The organism is Paenibacillus andongensis, assembly GCF_025369935.1.
Taxonomy (GTDB): domain Bacteria; phylum Bacillota; class Bacilli; order Paenibacillales; family NBRC-103111; genus Paenibacillus_E; species Paenibacillus_E andongensis.
In genome coordinates this window covers 6,714,490-6,729,284 of sequence record NZ_CP104467.1, presented here as the reverse complement: position 1 = coordinate 6,729,284, position 14,795 = coordinate 6,714,490, and the positions used below count along the sequence as shown (strand labels likewise).

Below are 14,795 nucleotides of genomic sequence, written 5' to 3'. Positions count from 1 at the left end.
ATGCGATTATACATCCTTTTTACCTCTTATTTAGCTTGGTAGATACAATCCCTGCAAAAATACACTTTTTCGCGGCTACTTCTCAAGTTCAAGCAGAAGTGTTGCAATATTACTGTATATTTGCAGGGATTCCTTACTAATAATCGGATTCGATTGAAAAGTCTGCACTTATGCAGGCTTTGTTAGCTGCAGCTTCTATTCGCCTGACGAATAAAATCAATAAGGGGACAAAATAAGACTACCTCGAAGCTTGTCAGAGAGGGAAATCATTCGTAAAGCCTGTAGGCTATGCAGGTTTTGTAAAGTTCGAGGCTTCGCGGATGTCAAAGAGCTCCACAGACTCCACTTTTGCCGTTTTAGGAGCGAGAGGAGGTATGGCGTCATTGCACAGAACAAAATAAAGACTACCCACAACCTGGCCAAAAAGGCCAGATCATAGGCAGTCTCTATTTTGCTTACTTCCAATGACTCAGTTCCCGCCAGAAGCAGCCTGCTGCTCATTCTTCTGCTGTTTATGTGCTTTGGCATCGATGACTTTGCCATTTCCTTTTTCATTCACAGCTGCGAGGTTCATCGCACTACTTCCTTGAAAAATGCCGCCTTCCTGAATAATGAAGGAGCGGACATCGATATTGCCAACCAGCACGCCGGAGCTGGTCACGATGAGCTTGCCTTTGGTCTGAATATTGCCTTTCACTTTGCCGGCAACGATGACATCGCGTGCCTGGATGTTGGACTGTACGACCGCGTTCTCACCAATGGTGATGTCGCCTGCACACTCAATGTCGCCGTTCATCTGGCCTTCAATGCGAAGGCTGGCTTCGGACATAATTTTACCCTCGCAAATTGTACTGGCCCCGATCAATGTGTCGGTTGTTTTCGCATCAATTGGCTTCGTCTTTGAGCTCCCAAGCATTAGGGTTCATCCTTTCTATTGGTAATGAGATAAGGGAAGGGGTCAATCTGGACGCCGTTCTTATGAACTTCATAATGCAGATGGGAGCCCGTGCTTCGTCCTGTGGAGCCGAGTAGGCCGATCTTTTGACCTTTCGTTACTGATTCTCCGCGTTTGACGAGGATTTTATTCAGATGCATGTACTCCGTTTGTAACCCTCGAGAATGATCGATAATAATATGATTACCATGCTCGTTGTCAAAGCTCGCTTCTACGACTTTACCTGCAGCAGTAGCATATACGGGGTCATTGATCTCACCATCGAGGTCAATCCCAGCATGCATGGTCGGTTTAAGCGTAAAAGGATCTCTTCGTATACCGAACCCTGATGTAATAAGGTGGGTCACCGTTGGCCAAAGTGTCGGCGTAATGCTGCGTAGACGCTCGGCTTCTTCCAACCTGGCTTCGGATTCGCTCAAATTCACAAGAAGGGCGTTAATATCACCAACTAATGAAGTTAGTCCTTGTTTGGTGCTGCTGACCAAAGAAGTTACTTCCTGCGAAGTAACAGGGACCTCGCTGCCACCCATGTCAGAGCTTACGCCACTCGGAGATTCTGTACTCTCCATAGAAATCTTTTTGCTTGTCCGGTTTGTTCCTTCTGTCTGGCTCATTAACTGAATAACATGATCCAATTTCTTAATTTCTTCTAACTTCACCTTAAATTCATTCGCTTGCTGGGATAAGTCAATCAAATTGGTTTGAAGCTGTTCCAGTTCGCTATTTTTAAGTGTAATTTGATTAACCAGTTGGCGTTCTTGTCCATCGAACGTTTGCTGCATGTTGGTTCTCGTTTGATGGGAGTAGATATTCATTAAGTAAATCGTGACAAAAAATCCAATCAACACGAGCAGGATCAAGCTCGGCACAATATACAGACTGCTGTGCGGAAGCTTGAATCTTACGGTTCGGTGGTTGGCGCCCGGAATGATCATTAAGGTGAGTTCTTTTTTACCCCAGATGAATTTCAACCGATCCTCTTCCTTTCCGTAACAATGTCCCCCTCCTTGATTCGATTGTATTCGTCAATGGGATGAGTCATGCCTAATTTATTATTTTGCTGGAAAGGGATATCGGTCATTCGTGTAGCTTAAGTGTTACTTAAGTGCTGCCAACATAAGCACTATATGCTATGGGACATACTAAATCTGCCAATCAGAAATATGTTTAGGGGCTCAACTTTTTCAATGAAAGTTACGTCTAAAAGGTTGAACGAAGAAGGATTAGAAAGGAAGGGAGTTATGATGATGTTGAGAAAAACGATCACGCTTTTGGCAATAACATTATTCGCTCTTACAGGGTGTAAATCTTCCGGAACAGCAAGCGGAACAGTGAATGCTTCAAATTCACCGACACCTAGTGCAACGATCGCGCCACAACCGACAGCTGCGGCTGAGACGCCAGCCCCTGGTTCCACCGCTGTTCCCAATAAAGGTAATGAAACACTATCGAAGGTATCTATGAACGGGGTAACAGCGGTAAGGCTGGCTGATGCCAAATCCGGCTGGATCGGCGGCAAAGGTTGGATCGCACGGACGGATGATGGCGGCGTGAAATGGAAGGTTCAATATGAGGGGACAGGCGACATTAAGCAGTTGTTCGCTCTGAATAATCAAGATGCGTGGGCAGCAGTCGGTGATGAAGGTAAACTGCTTAGTACGAAGGATGGAGGCCAGCACTGGACATCCGTAGGTAAAGTACCGAATCAGGCGTTTCTTCATTTTGTATCGAAGACGGAAGCCTTTAGCGGAAATGCACACACCGTGGATGGAGGAGTGAAATGGACTTCCTTGCCAGTACCTGAGGGAACAAAGGGGGACACCTATTTCCATGATGCAAATAATGGATGGGCTGTAAGACAAGTCAAGGATACTATAGAAGTCCAGCGAACACAGGATGGCGGCAAGACATGGAATAAAGTGATGTCACGTAAAACAGCAGCTTCCCTAACGGGTGTCGTTATTCGTTCTGCGGGTGTAAACGATGCATGGGTTGAGTTAATTGGCGAATCCGGGATGACCCAAACCTCGTATTCGTTGTTCCACACGAAAGACGGCGGGAAGAACTGGCTGACGGTTCTCGCAAACAGCACCGCCGGAGGCGGACCAGCCCCTGGTTTCCCTGCGGGTGAGACCACGGGACCGAAGAACACGGGCGCGAAGCCCGGTCCTCTCTACGTTGTGAGTCCAGACGTTGCTTATATGGGCGGGCAGTGCCCGAGCTGCGACAAGCCGAACTCCGTCGGGTGGACGAAGGACGGCGGCAAGACCTGGGTGAACGGCAAGGAGTTGTTCACAGGCTTTGGTGAGCTGCTGCTGGCTATGGCAGATGCAAATCAAGGCTGGCTCATCACGAATGACAATGAGCAGCCAAGCGTGATGTATACTACGGCTAGCGGTGGTATCAGTTGGAACAAGGTGCATACGTTTGATTCACCGAAATGACGAAGAAGCCTTTCCGGGAGATGAGATCTGCTGACGGAAAGGCTTCTTCACTGTTTAATTTTCCATGAAATTCCAACCACTATACCCCCTAACCTTGTCGTCTGCCTCAGAATGTTATAGGTAAACTTGCTGATCAAGAGGAGACCATAGATGCTTGCCAAAAAATATGCGATAGCCGCTCTAGTCATTGCTTTTCTGGTACTAATCGGTTTTACCATTAAAAACCCTGAAAACATGGAATTATCGGCTGCATTCTCGAATGCTCACGCCAATAAATGGGTAGCAGCTCCTCCTATTCAGTTATCAGGACAGGATGCCACTACCTATAAAGATACGGCTACCAAAGTGGCGGAACCTTCAGCGAAACCAAAGGCTGAAGTGAGAAAGTCGGAGCAAAGGTCAACTCCTGATAACAGCGCGCCTTCCGTGAAGGAGAATGAGAGCGTTCTCACACAAGATCAGACTTGGGATGGAGATGAGCCAGTCCCAAATGCGAAGAATGTAAAGGTATCCGCTGCCGAAATAGCTAAAGTCGTCGCACATTTTGAACAGCTTGCCCATTCGGATCAAAAGGAGCCAAGTTGGAAACGCAAAGCCGACCATCTCATTGTGAAAGGATTTGACTTCCTTGGAACCCCCTATGTATATGGAGCCAAGTCGGACCAAACCGACTCTTTCGACTGTTCATCCTTCTTGAAATACATCTTTATCAGTCAAGGGGTGTCGCTGCCGCGAGATTCAAGGCAGCAGAGTCAACTTGGTACAGAGGTAACTATCGATCAACTACGTGAGGGTGATCTCGTGTTTTTCACCACGCCCAAAAGAAAAAATAAAAGCGGCATCGACCGTATCGGACATGTTGCAGTGTTCTTAGGTAACGGCCTTATGCTGCATACCTTCCGCCCGGGTATTGGAGTCACGATATCTGAACTGAATGGTTCTTGGAAAGAGCGCTTTGTCCAGGCTAAGCGTGTTCTGTAACACCACCAAAGCCTTTCTTGTCATTCGGTCCCAAAGTACTGCTCACCAACGGGAACCCGATTTGTAGATAATACATCACTTACAGTCCCTACATGCAATCCTTTATTCTTGGCAGCGGTAATCATGCCGTCCAAGGCTTTACTTGCTGATCGAGTAGGATGCATGAGGATTAAGAATCCTTTATCCACTTTTGTATGTATTTTTTGAACAATGGATTGCGGGCTTGGATTTCTCCAATCTATCGTATCTAACGTCCACAGCACCGTATTCAGCTTCATACTATGAGCAACTTCAACCGTCTCTTTATCGAAATCACCCGACGGCGGAGCAAACCATCGATTTTTTACTTGCAGTTCTTGAGAGAGCAGTTTCTCGGTTTTCGAGATTTCTTGGTAAGCTTGGCTATTGCTTAATTGACTCATGCTTTTATGAGAATAAGCATGATTGGATAATTCATGGCCGCGGCTTAGGATTTGTTTGGCCGTGGTCAGATTCTTTTTAAGCCAAGATCCGTCCAGGAAGAAAGTTGTTTTCACCTGATGCTTATCCAATGTATCGAGAATCAGAGGGAGATACTCATTTCCCCAGGCAACATTAATCATGAACGAAACCATAGGTTTTTGAGGGTTGCCGCGATAAATAGGGGCTGCTCCCAACTGATTAAGATGAATCTCAGGAGGTATTTCCTTATAAACATAATGAATAGATCTGCCGCCAAGATTATTCTTGTTCATTTCGTATGTCTTTTGAATATCGACTTCCAGACCATTGTAACCAGGGATAGCGCCCTCAACACGATCTATTCTGGCGGAAATAGGTAATATTCGCTTCTTCGGAGCTTCATTCATGATCTCGGTCATGACGGAGTCGCCAGCGGATGCCGTGAATCCGAACAAAACAGGCAGGGCACAAAGTATCAAACAATAACGCAGCTTAAAATATGCCATCGCAAAGCACTCCATTTCAACTTTCTTTTTAGTTAGAACACTCAATGTCTAATGAATTTTTGCTGGGAGAGCTTTGTTATAGTTTAGTAGTTGTGAAACGGTAACTAACTGATAACCCCTATTTTTTAATTCTGGCAAAATGATCTTCAAGGCTGCTATGGTCTGTGTAGGACCTTCAATATAGTCATGAAATAACACAATATTTCCGTTCTTCGCATTCTTTAATACGCGATCTACAATTTTGTTGACCCCTGGTGTACTCCAATCCTTTGTATCCAATTGCCAACTCCACATAATCATCTTATAGCCTTCTGCTCGGACAGTAGCTACAAGCCGCTCGTTATAAAAACCGCCAGGTGGGCGAAATAATAGGCACCGCTTTCCTGTTGTGTCATGGATAAGTTCCTCTGTTTGATTAATTTCTTTTTTCATGTTGTTTTTTTTGCTTAGATAAGCGTGGCTATAGGTATGATTAGCTATCTCATGGCCCTCTCGTATAGTTTGATTTAGAACGTCAGGATAAAGTTTTACTTTATTACCAACAACGAAAAAAGTGGCTTTAGCCTCGTATTGTTTGAGCAGTTCCAGGATTTGAGCTGTGTACTCAGGGTGAGGACCATCGTCGAATGTTAGTGCAATGACTTTTTCATCGGTGTTTACTTCCCAAACGATTTCTCCGCGTGTCTCGTAATAAGCTCGATCTTTCTTAGGAGCAGAACTAGCATTAACAGCAGGCTGCATCAAAAATAGACAACTACACAAAATCAAGAATATTCTCATGGTGTTCTCCTTTATACAAGTAGGTGACAAAATTATAATCTCCAATTAACCCAATCCAATTCAATATAAAATTGGAACGATTCAGCTTTTATGGTGATTTTGAGCAAAAAAAGACATGTTGCGGAGGCAACATGTCTTTTTGCGTCATCTTATTAAGCCTTCGGCTGATCACCGCCGTTATTTCCACTTCCGCTGCTGCTCCCATTCCCGTTTCCATTAAAAAACGTATTCGTCAATGCACGAATCTTCTCCATGAATTTCCCGTACCCATATCCGGTAAGAAAGGCCACACTGATACGTGCGGCCATCGAATCGCCGACCTGCAGCAGCAGAATGCCGCTCTCGAATAAGACGATGGTGATAATCGCCGATCCGAAGCATAGGACTGGGCGCATTAAATACCAGTAAATCCACTGTGTGGTGAGGTCGTGGTAATGCTCATGAAACATGCGCAGTCCATACAGCGCTCCGCCCAAAGCTCCAGCAAATCCAAAGCATGCATACTCGTGATACAGATTTACATCGATCCCTAGCCATTTACCCTGAACTGAGCCGCTGCCGAGCACAGCCATCATCCAGAGGCTGCCAACGAACCAGAAAAGCAAATAAATGAAGATGAACTGCTTACCGAATCGGTGAAGGGGATCCATAAATAAAACACCGCCCTATACATGGTTAATACCATTGTATGAGCGGTGTTGTTGTTGATGCCTGCATATAGGGGCGCTTCTCCGATAACTTTAAATATTGAATGATCGCCGCGGAGCAGTCTTGCGCCGTATATTTTCGATGGTTACGGATATCCATTCTACGTTTCACTAGTTCCGGATACTGTTCAAGCAGCAATTTGAACCAGTGATCTATCATCTCTAGCGAAATAATTTTCTGACCATAACCCTGTTCCTGAAAATAGTCGCAGTTCTTCTCTTCTTGACCAGGAATGGGGCTGTAGAACAACATCGGAATGCCTTTGGCCATCGCTTCTGTACAGGTCATCCCACCCGGCTTCGTAATGAGCAGATCGGAGATGTCCATCAGCTTGTTAATCTCGCTTGTGTAACCGATCAGATGTACGTTAGGCTGCCGGAACACATCTTCCTCGAGCAGTTGTTGACGCGCCTTTTCATTCGTCCCCAGGCAGATTAGAAGCTGAATATCCTTGCTCCAGCTTGCCAAATATGTCAGCAGTTCTTCCTTTTCTTCCTTTTTAAATACACCCCAACCGCCGCCCATAACCATAACAGTGGGCATGGCTTTTAGACCAAATTCTTGGCGAATCTGCTCTTTGCTATGTTCCAAACGGAAATTAGGATGCACAGGAATCCCTGTGACCTCAACATGCGTTTCCGGCACACCGCGGCCTATCATGCGTTCTCTCACCAATGGTGTAGAAACCAGATATTTGTCCACTGCTGAATCAATCCACGTGCCATGAACGTCATAATCGGTGATGACGGTGAAGAGCGGAACAGCAAGTCCAGCTCTTTTGAGACGTGAGACGATAATGCTCGGAAAAGGATGCGTGCAAACGATGATATCCGGTTTTAGCTGCTTGATGATTGCTTTCGTTTGGGAGTAGAAAATACGATGCAGAATAAGCGCTGCAACGCGGTTAGGCGACTTTTCATATTGATTACGGTAAAGCATACCATAGAGTTTGGGTTGTGATGTAACCGTGCGGCGGTATGCCGAAAAGATCCAAGGTGCTAAGGTAGGATGCAAAAAAGCGCCAAGTTCGATCACGCGTGTGATAATGTCAGATGAGCTTTGTCTTAGCTCCACTGAAAGCGCGTGAGCCGCTTGTGTGTGACCTTTCCCGAAGCCCTCGGATAAGAGCAAAATCCGTTTTTTTCGCAAGGAACTCACCTTTCTTAATAAAAACATATCTTTTGTGACCACAGATAGGTATTGCCTTTAAATTTGTGATGACTTCCGCTTAGATGCATAACATTTACGACACACAGGCACATAGCTTTCATTACCGCCAATTTGAATCTGTTCGCCGTGGAAGATGGGTTCCCCGTCTTTGCAGCGCATATTCATAATCGCTTTTTTGTCGCAGTACCAGCAAACGGTTTTGATCTCCTCAATCGTGTCAGCTACTGCTAATAAGGCATCGCTTCCTTCGAATAATTGCCCCATGAAATCAGCCCTGAGCCCATAAGCAATAACGGGAATATCCAATTCATCCACAATTTCAATTAATTGAGCAACCTGCTCTTTATTCAAAAACTGCGCTTCGTCAACCAAAATGCAGTTTGGGCGTTCTGTGCTCGCGAGTGCAATCATATCCAAGTCCTTGTCTACCACGATAGCGACCTTTTGCATGCCGATTCGGGAGACAACTTTGCCAACCCCAAAACGATCATCTACCACGGACGTGAGAAGCAGTACTTTCTTACCTTGTTCTTCATAATTGTGAGCGACTCGTAAAACTTCAATTGATTTACCACTGTTCATTGTGCCATAACGGAAATACAATTTTGCCAAGCTGGGCCATTCCCCTCTGCGGATGAAATAAATATAAGTATGTTAGATGGTAAAAAAGTAAGTGGCGTTCATGCTATCGAGCTCTGCCAATTTGACAGCGGATTGGAAGCTGGCTTCTGAGGCGAGCTTATCGCCGATCAGTGGCTGTTTCTTGTAAGGCTTTCGAATTTTGACTTCTATACTGCCTGGAACAGGCTCCCCTGTGATTTGAATCCGCTCAGGCTCGTACATCAGCACATGCATGATTTCCCTGGAAATCGCATTGCTGCTTTGCAAAAGTTCCTGGATCAATTCATGATCCATAAGGGAAGGAATACGTTCCTTCATGCCGGGATTCGACTCGCAGTGATGAGCAGCGGCCTTGGCCAGCAGAGCATCCATCGCAAGGAACTGTGGGTTCAGAAAGAGCCGGTGGTCCTCGACAACCGCATGAACGAGCGCAGCAGCCGTATCTTCGTCAGCCTCCACATAATGACCGCGCAAGCGAAGCCCTTTGACAATCTCAGAGGGTGGACGTACTTGTTGTCCGGCGTAATAAGTATCTCTTAGAAAGCTATCAAGATGATCAAGCCCAAGAAGCGTTGTTTTATTCGTAAGAGGGCTGTCTTGATTCAAAATATCCACGATAGACGGAGGAGAAATGCCGTGCTTGATAAGAATATCAGCAATAACGCCACGCCTAATCAATTGCTCAGTCTGCTGATGATGATCGTACCCAAGTGTTCTCTCAACCGCATGGGAGAATGGCAAGTGTCCAATATCATGTAGAAGCGCAGCAATACGCAGATGAGGTTCATCTGGGCAAAAGTGAGCCATCAATGACCAGACACCTACGGTATGTTCAAAACGGGAATGTGTCATTGGTGAAAAAAGCGCAGATGCCCCAAAGTGATGCAGAAACTTCAGACGGCGAACCGGCTGCGACCGGAAAAGCTCAACTTCAATCGGATGGGCCTTCATTTGCCATTGATAAAGAGGCTCCCAGATCGTTCCGGTTGAAAAAGTATGCTGTATACTCAAAACAGAGTTCCTCCTAGGCTGTGGAATCTGGATGTATGTTCATTGCAGCGGTATTAGCTATCATAGCATGAAACATAGAAAGTTCGCTATCATAGGCCAATGAATAAGAAACTTCTTGACACCTTTTCTACAGTTTTCTAATGAGATGGGAAGTTAACTTTACTTGGAAATATTCCCATGTAACTCCCAGTGATTGTATCATTATTTTAGGTGCTGTGGTATGGGATGGCAAGACGAAATGGATATCGGACAAAAGTGATGGTAACGCATAGAATCTATTATATTGAAAACCTTTTCATATTAATTATTTTTGAATTGAACTATAAGATATCAAGTGTTAATATAATATAAAAAATATTGAGAATATTTCATCTAATTAATTAGCTTGGTTTAGATGGAATAGGCATTCGCGTGTCATAACTTTTTAGCGCTTTAACGCGTGCGTCCAAGGGTAAACGACTCCGTCGTCGGGGCAAGGACGAAGCGTACAACCAAAAACGAGGGAAGAAAGGTTGCACAACATGACTAAAATTGGATTACCTCCCAAACAGGGATTGTACGATCCGGGGTTTGAGCATGATGCATGCGGTATTGGCTTTGTCGCCAATATCAAAGGTGTCAAATCACATGAAATCGTCAAGCAGGCGCTTCGTGTCCTTTGTAATTTAGATCATCGCGGTGGTCAAGGCAGTGAACCGAATACGGGTGACGGGGCAGGAATATTGATGCAAATCCCGGATACATATCTTCAGTCCGCTTGTGAGGAGGAGAATATTAAACTCCCTGCTGCTGGCAGCTATGGTGTCGGTATGGTTTATTTACCTCAGGATTTGGAGGCGCGCCAAGCATGTGAAAGTATAATTGAGCGAATTGTCAAACAAGAAGGTCAGCAGTTCCTCGGATGGAGAACCGTTCCAACGGATAACAGTTCCTTGCGGGATTCTGCCAAGTCTGCAGAGCCGTTTGTACGCCAAGTCTTCATCGGTCAAAGTGAGGATGTTACAAGCAACTTAGATTTTGAGCGTAAGTTATATATCATTCGTAAGCTGTCTGAAAACGCTATCAAATTATCTCGTCGTGATTCGCAATTTTACTATTCTAGCTTGTCTAGCAGAACGATTGTATATAAAGGAATGTTAACGCCTGAGCAAGTGGATGCTTATTACATGGAATTGCAAGATGAGAAAGTAGACTCCGCACTCGCACTCGTTCACTCCCGCTTTAGTACGAACACATTCCCTAGCTGGGAACGTGCACATCCGTACCGCTATTTGATTCATAATGGTGAAATTAATACCCTGCGCGGCAATGTGAACTGGATGCATGCCCGTCAGGCTATGTGCGAAACCGAACTATTCGGCGATGATTTCAAACGCATTCTTCCTGTTATTGATACCGATGGCTCCGATTCACAAATGTTTGATAATACATTGGAATTCCTCATGCTTTCTGGACGTTCGCTACCGCATGCAGCGATGATGATGGTACCGGAACCTTGGTCCAAACATGAAACGATGGATGATGAGAAGAAGGCTTTCTACGAGTACCACAGTACGCTGATGGAGCCGTGGGATGGTCCAGCAGCCATTGCTTTCACCGATGGCAGTCAAATTGGAGCAATCCTTGACCGTAATGGCTTGCGGCCATCGCGTTACTATGTAACTACCGACGATTTAATCGTACTGGCTTCAGAAGTGGGTGTCTTGGATATTGAGCCTGAGCGTATCCTGTACAAAGATCGTCTCAGACCTGGACGCATGCTGCTTGTCGATACGGTAGAAGGCCGCATCGTGACGGATGAGGAAATCAAAAGCCGCATCGCTGGCGAACAGCCCTATCGTGATTGGCTGAACGAACACCTAGTTTCACTTGAAGACTTGGAAGATGCGCCAATCGTGCTCGGTTCCGATCATGACACGGTACTTCAGCGTCAGCATGCATTTGGCTATACCTTCGAACAACTGCGTAAGACACTGGAGCCCATGGCCAAAACGGGTGTAGACCCCATTGGTTCAATGGGGACAGATGCACCGCTTGCTGTGCTTTCCGATCGACCGCAGCTGTTATATAACTATTTCAAGCAATTGTTTGCGCAGGTTACCAACCCGCCGATCGATGCGAATTTCGAAGAAATTATTACAGCTCAAGGCACGACAATCGGTCCTGAGCGTAATCTGATTAACCCTGAACCGGAGAGCTGTCGACAAATACGTTTGCAATCACCGTTTCTTTCTAATAAAGAGTTGGCGAAGCTGCGTCATATTAAGCGCGATGGCTTCAAAACAGTTACCTTGCCTACGCTATTCGAGGCGGCCGAAGGCACAGAGGGGCTGGAAAATGCTATGCAAGCCCTTTATGCTGCAGCTGATCAAGCCATTGTGGAAGGCGCTTCGTTACTGATTCTTTCAGACCGCGGAGTGGATAGCCGCAAAGCACCGATTCCGGCGCTTCTAGCGACTTCGGGTCTTCATCACCATTTGATTCGCCAAGGGACACGGACCAAAGTTAGCTTGCTTGTAGAGTCGGGCGAACCGCGGGAAGTGCACCACTTTGCTTTGCTGCTCGGTTATGGCGCAGGGGCTATTAACCCTTATCTCGCGTTGGAAACGTTAGACAACATGATTGCGCGCAAGCAGCTAGTTGGCGTTGATATTGAGAAAGCGACGTATAACTACATGAAAGCGGTGACGAAGGGCGTTGTTAAAGTCCTGGCGAAAATGGGTATCTCCACGATTCAGAGTTATCGCGGGGCGCAAATTTTCGAAGCGATTGGACTTAGCCAAGAGCTCATCGATTCGTATTTCACGTGGACACACACACCTGTTGGCGGGATTGGCATCGATATTGTGGCTAAGGAAGCTTTGATCCGCCACAACCGCGCTTTCTCCGAGCAAGAGGGACGCGATAAGGTGCTCGATACCGGTGGTGACCTGCAGTGGCGCCGAGATGGAGAAGATCATCTCTATACACCGGAAACGGTGCATGCCTTACAATCAGCCGTTCGTACGAACAACTACGCGATGTATAAGAATTTCTCGAAGCTCATCAAACGTGAGGATGAGAAATATATGGCTCTACGCGGACTTCTGAGCTTCAAGGAAGGCCGGCAACCGATCCCGATCGAAGAAGTGGAGCCGATCGAGTCGATCTTTAAGCGCTTCAAGACGGGAGCCATGTCCTATGGCTCCATTAGCAAAGAAGCGCATGAGACGATCGCGATTGCGATGAATCGCATCGGCGGCAAGAGCAATACGGGCGAGGGCGGCGAGCATCCGGAGCGTTTCACGCCGGATGCGAACGGCGACCTTCGCCGCAGCGCAATCAAGCAGGTGGCGTCCGGCCGCTTCGGCGTCACAAGCCACTATCTCGTCAATGCTGACGAGATTCAGATCAAGATGGCGCAGGGCGCGAAGCCCGGCGAGGGCGGTCAGCTCCCGGGAACCAAGGTGTACCCTTGGGTGGCCGAGGTTCGCGGTGTTACGCCAGGCGTAGGCTTAATCTCGCCGCCGCCGCATCACGATATTTATTCGATCGAGGATCTAGCTGAGCTGATCCACGATCTCAAGAATGCCAACCCGCGGGCACGGATCAGCGTGAAGCTGGTATCCGAAGTCGGTGTTGGCACCATCGCTGCCGGCGTAGCCAAAGGGAAAGCGGACGTTGTCCTCATCTCCGGCTACGACGGAGGAACAGGCGCGTCGCCGCAGACGAGTATTCGTCACGCGGGACTGCCGTGGGAGCTCGGTCTGGCGGAGACGCATCAGACGCTCGTGCTCAACAACCTGCGCAGCCGTATCGTCGTCGAGACGGACGGCAAGCTGATGACGGGGCGCGACGTTGTCGTAGCTGCCCTGCTTGGGGCTGAGGAGTTCGGCTTCGCTACAACTCCGCTCATTACTATTGGCTGCGTGATGATGCGCGTGTGTCATCTGGATACCTGTCCGGTTGGGGTTGCTACGCAAAATCCGGAGCTTCGCAAGAAATTTGCCGGGGACCCGCAGCATGTGGTGAATTTCATGACCTTCATCGCACAGGATGTGCGTGAGATGATGGCTGAGCTTGGCTTCCGCACCATCGAAGAGATGGTCGGCCGCACAGATGTGTTGGAGTCTAAGCAAGCTGTTGAACACTGGAAAGCCAAAGGTGTCGATTTATCGCCACTTCTGCATCAACCGGATATGGGCGAGGACGTTGGCCGTTTCTGCCAAATGTCGCAAGATCACGGATTAGATCGCTCTTTGGACGTAACGAAGCTGCTCGATATTTGTGGACCTGCGATTGAACGCAAGGAGCATGTGCATGCGATCCTGCCAATTAAGAATGTTAACCGTGTTGTCGGAACGATTGTAGGTAGCGAAGTTACACGTCGTCACGGCGTGGACGGCTTACCGCACGATACCATCCGTCTTCACTTTAATGGTTCTGCAGGACAAAGCTTCGGTGCTTTTGTACCGAAAGGGATCACACTTTCGTTGGAAGGCGATGCCAATGATTACGTTGGTAAAGGATTATCCGGTGGTAAACTGGCTATTTTCCCTTCCAGTAAGTCGCACTTTGTTCCGGAAGACAACGTAATTATTGGAAATACCGCGTTCTATGGCGCAACCGACGGGGATGCTTACATCCGGGGGATTGCAGGCGAGCGTTTCTGCGTAAGAAACAGCGGCGTGAGAGCGGTTGTCGAAGGTGTTGGCGACCATGGTTGTGAATACATGACAGGCGGCCGTGTTGTTGTTCTCGGTTCTACGGGCCGCAACTTCGCAGCAGGGATGTCAGGCGGTATCGCCTATGTGCTGGATGAGAAGGGCGATTTCTCAAGTAAGGTGAACAAAGAAATGGTTTACCTAGAACAGTTGGAAGAAACGTATGAAATGAACGAACTGAAAACGATGATTCAGCATCATGCCACATTTACGGATAGCAGCGTTGCCCACCAAGTTATTCAGCACTGGGATGAGTACGTTTGGAAGTTCGTGAAGGTTATACCGAAGGACTACAAACGGATGTTTGATGCTATCGAAAAGGTGAAACGTTCCGGACTAAGCCAACAAGAAGCGATCATGGTTGCTTTCGAGGCGAATATGAGGGACGTATCTCGTGTCGGTGGAAATTAACAAATCAGATCAGATGCTGACGAAGTACGTTTTGCTTAAGCAAAACAGTGTGATGCTTCCGATG

General features: G+C 47.1%; 11 protein-coding genes. 3 read left to right on the top strand and 8 right to left on the bottom strand.

Annotated features, from left to right (window positions below; all coding sequences use genetic code 11):
* Positions 1 to 469: 469 nt before the first annotated feature.
* The gene (locus tag NYR53_RS30065) at positions 470 to 916 is read right to left on the bottom strand and encodes a bactofilin family protein (protein ID WP_261302708.1); all 447 of its coding nucleotides are present in this window, start codon (positions 914 to 916) and stop codon (positions 470 to 472) included.
* Entirely contained in the window at positions 916 to 1,926 is a 1,011-nt protein-coding gene (locus tag NYR53_RS30060; RefSeq protein ID WP_261302707.1) for a M23 family metallopeptidase, read from the bottom strand. The genes NYR53_RS30065 and NYR53_RS30060 overlap by 1 nt, the downstream gene beginning before the upstream one ends.
* 270 nt (positions 1,927 to 2,196) lie before the next feature.
* Between NYR53_RS30060 and NYR53_RS30055 the strand changes: the two genes are divergently transcribed.
* Together NYR53_RS30055 and NYR53_RS30050 are read left to right on the top strand one after the other, a co-directional pair.
* Positions 2,197 to 3,399 carry a WD40/YVTN/BNR-like repeat-containing protein gene (locus NYR53_RS30055; protein WP_261302706.1) on the top strand — a complete coding sequence of 401 codons (1,203 nt, stop codon included), beginning with the start codon at positions 2,197 to 2,199 and terminating at the stop codon, positions 3,397 to 3,399.
* 150 nt (positions 3,400 to 3,549) lie between these two features.
* The gene (locus tag NYR53_RS30050; RefSeq protein ID WP_261302705.1) at positions 3,550 to 4,380 is read left to right on the top strand and encodes a C40 family peptidase; all 831 of its coding nucleotides are present in this window, start codon (positions 3,550 to 3,552) and stop codon (positions 4,378 to 4,380) included.
* A gap of 20 nt (positions 4,381 to 4,400) precedes the next feature.
* Here NYR53_RS30050 and NYR53_RS30045 read toward each other — a convergent pair whose 3' ends face one another.
* From NYR53_RS30045 to NYR53_RS30020, 6 genes are all read right to left on the bottom strand, one after another.
* Entirely contained in the window at positions 4,401 to 5,327 is a 927-nt protein-coding gene (locus NYR53_RS30045) for a polysaccharide deacetylase family protein (protein WP_261302704.1), read from the bottom strand.
* 48 nt (positions 5,328 to 5,375) lie between these two features.
* Positions 5,376 to 6,068, bottom strand: coding sequence for a polysaccharide deacetylase family protein (locus tag NYR53_RS30040; RefSeq protein ID WP_261302703.1), 693 nt, complete (start codon positions 6,066 to 6,068; stop codon positions 5,376 to 5,378).
* A 191-nt stretch (positions 6,069 to 6,259) separates the two neighbouring features.
* Positions 6,260 to 6,757, bottom strand: a complete 498-nt coding sequence (locus NYR53_RS30035) for a hypothetical protein (RefSeq protein WP_261302702.1) — start codon at positions 6,755 to 6,757, stop codon at positions 6,260 to 6,262.
* Positions 6,758 to 6,782: 25 nt separating this feature from the next.
* Positions 6,783 to 7,964 (bottom strand): MGDG synthase family glycosyltransferase, encoded by a 1,182-nt coding sequence (locus NYR53_RS30030; RefSeq protein ID WP_261302701.1) that lies wholly within the window; start codon positions 7,962 to 7,964, stop codon positions 6,783 to 6,785.
* Positions 7,965 to 8,021: 57 nt separating this feature from the next.
* Positions 8,022 to 8,597 carry a thymidine kinase gene (locus tag NYR53_RS30025; RefSeq protein ID WP_261302700.1) on the bottom strand — a complete coding sequence of 192 codons (576 nt, stop codon included), beginning with the start codon at positions 8,595 to 8,597 and terminating at the stop codon, positions 8,022 to 8,024.
* A gap of 42 nt (positions 8,598 to 8,639) precedes the next feature.
* The gene (locus NYR53_RS30020; protein WP_261302699.1) at positions 8,640 to 9,617 is read right to left on the bottom strand and encodes an HD domain-containing protein; all 978 of its coding nucleotides are present in this window, start codon (positions 9,615 to 9,617) and stop codon (positions 8,640 to 8,642) included.
* A gap of 521 nt (positions 9,618 to 10,138) precedes the next feature.
* On the opposite strand from NYR53_RS30020, the gene gltB reads away from it, so the two are divergent.
* Entirely contained in the window at positions 10,139 to 14,731 is a 4,593-nt protein-coding gene (gene gltB / locus NYR53_RS30015) for a glutamate synthase large subunit (RefSeq protein ID WP_261302698.1), read from the top strand.
* Positions 14,732 to 14,795 lie beyond the last annotated feature (64 nt).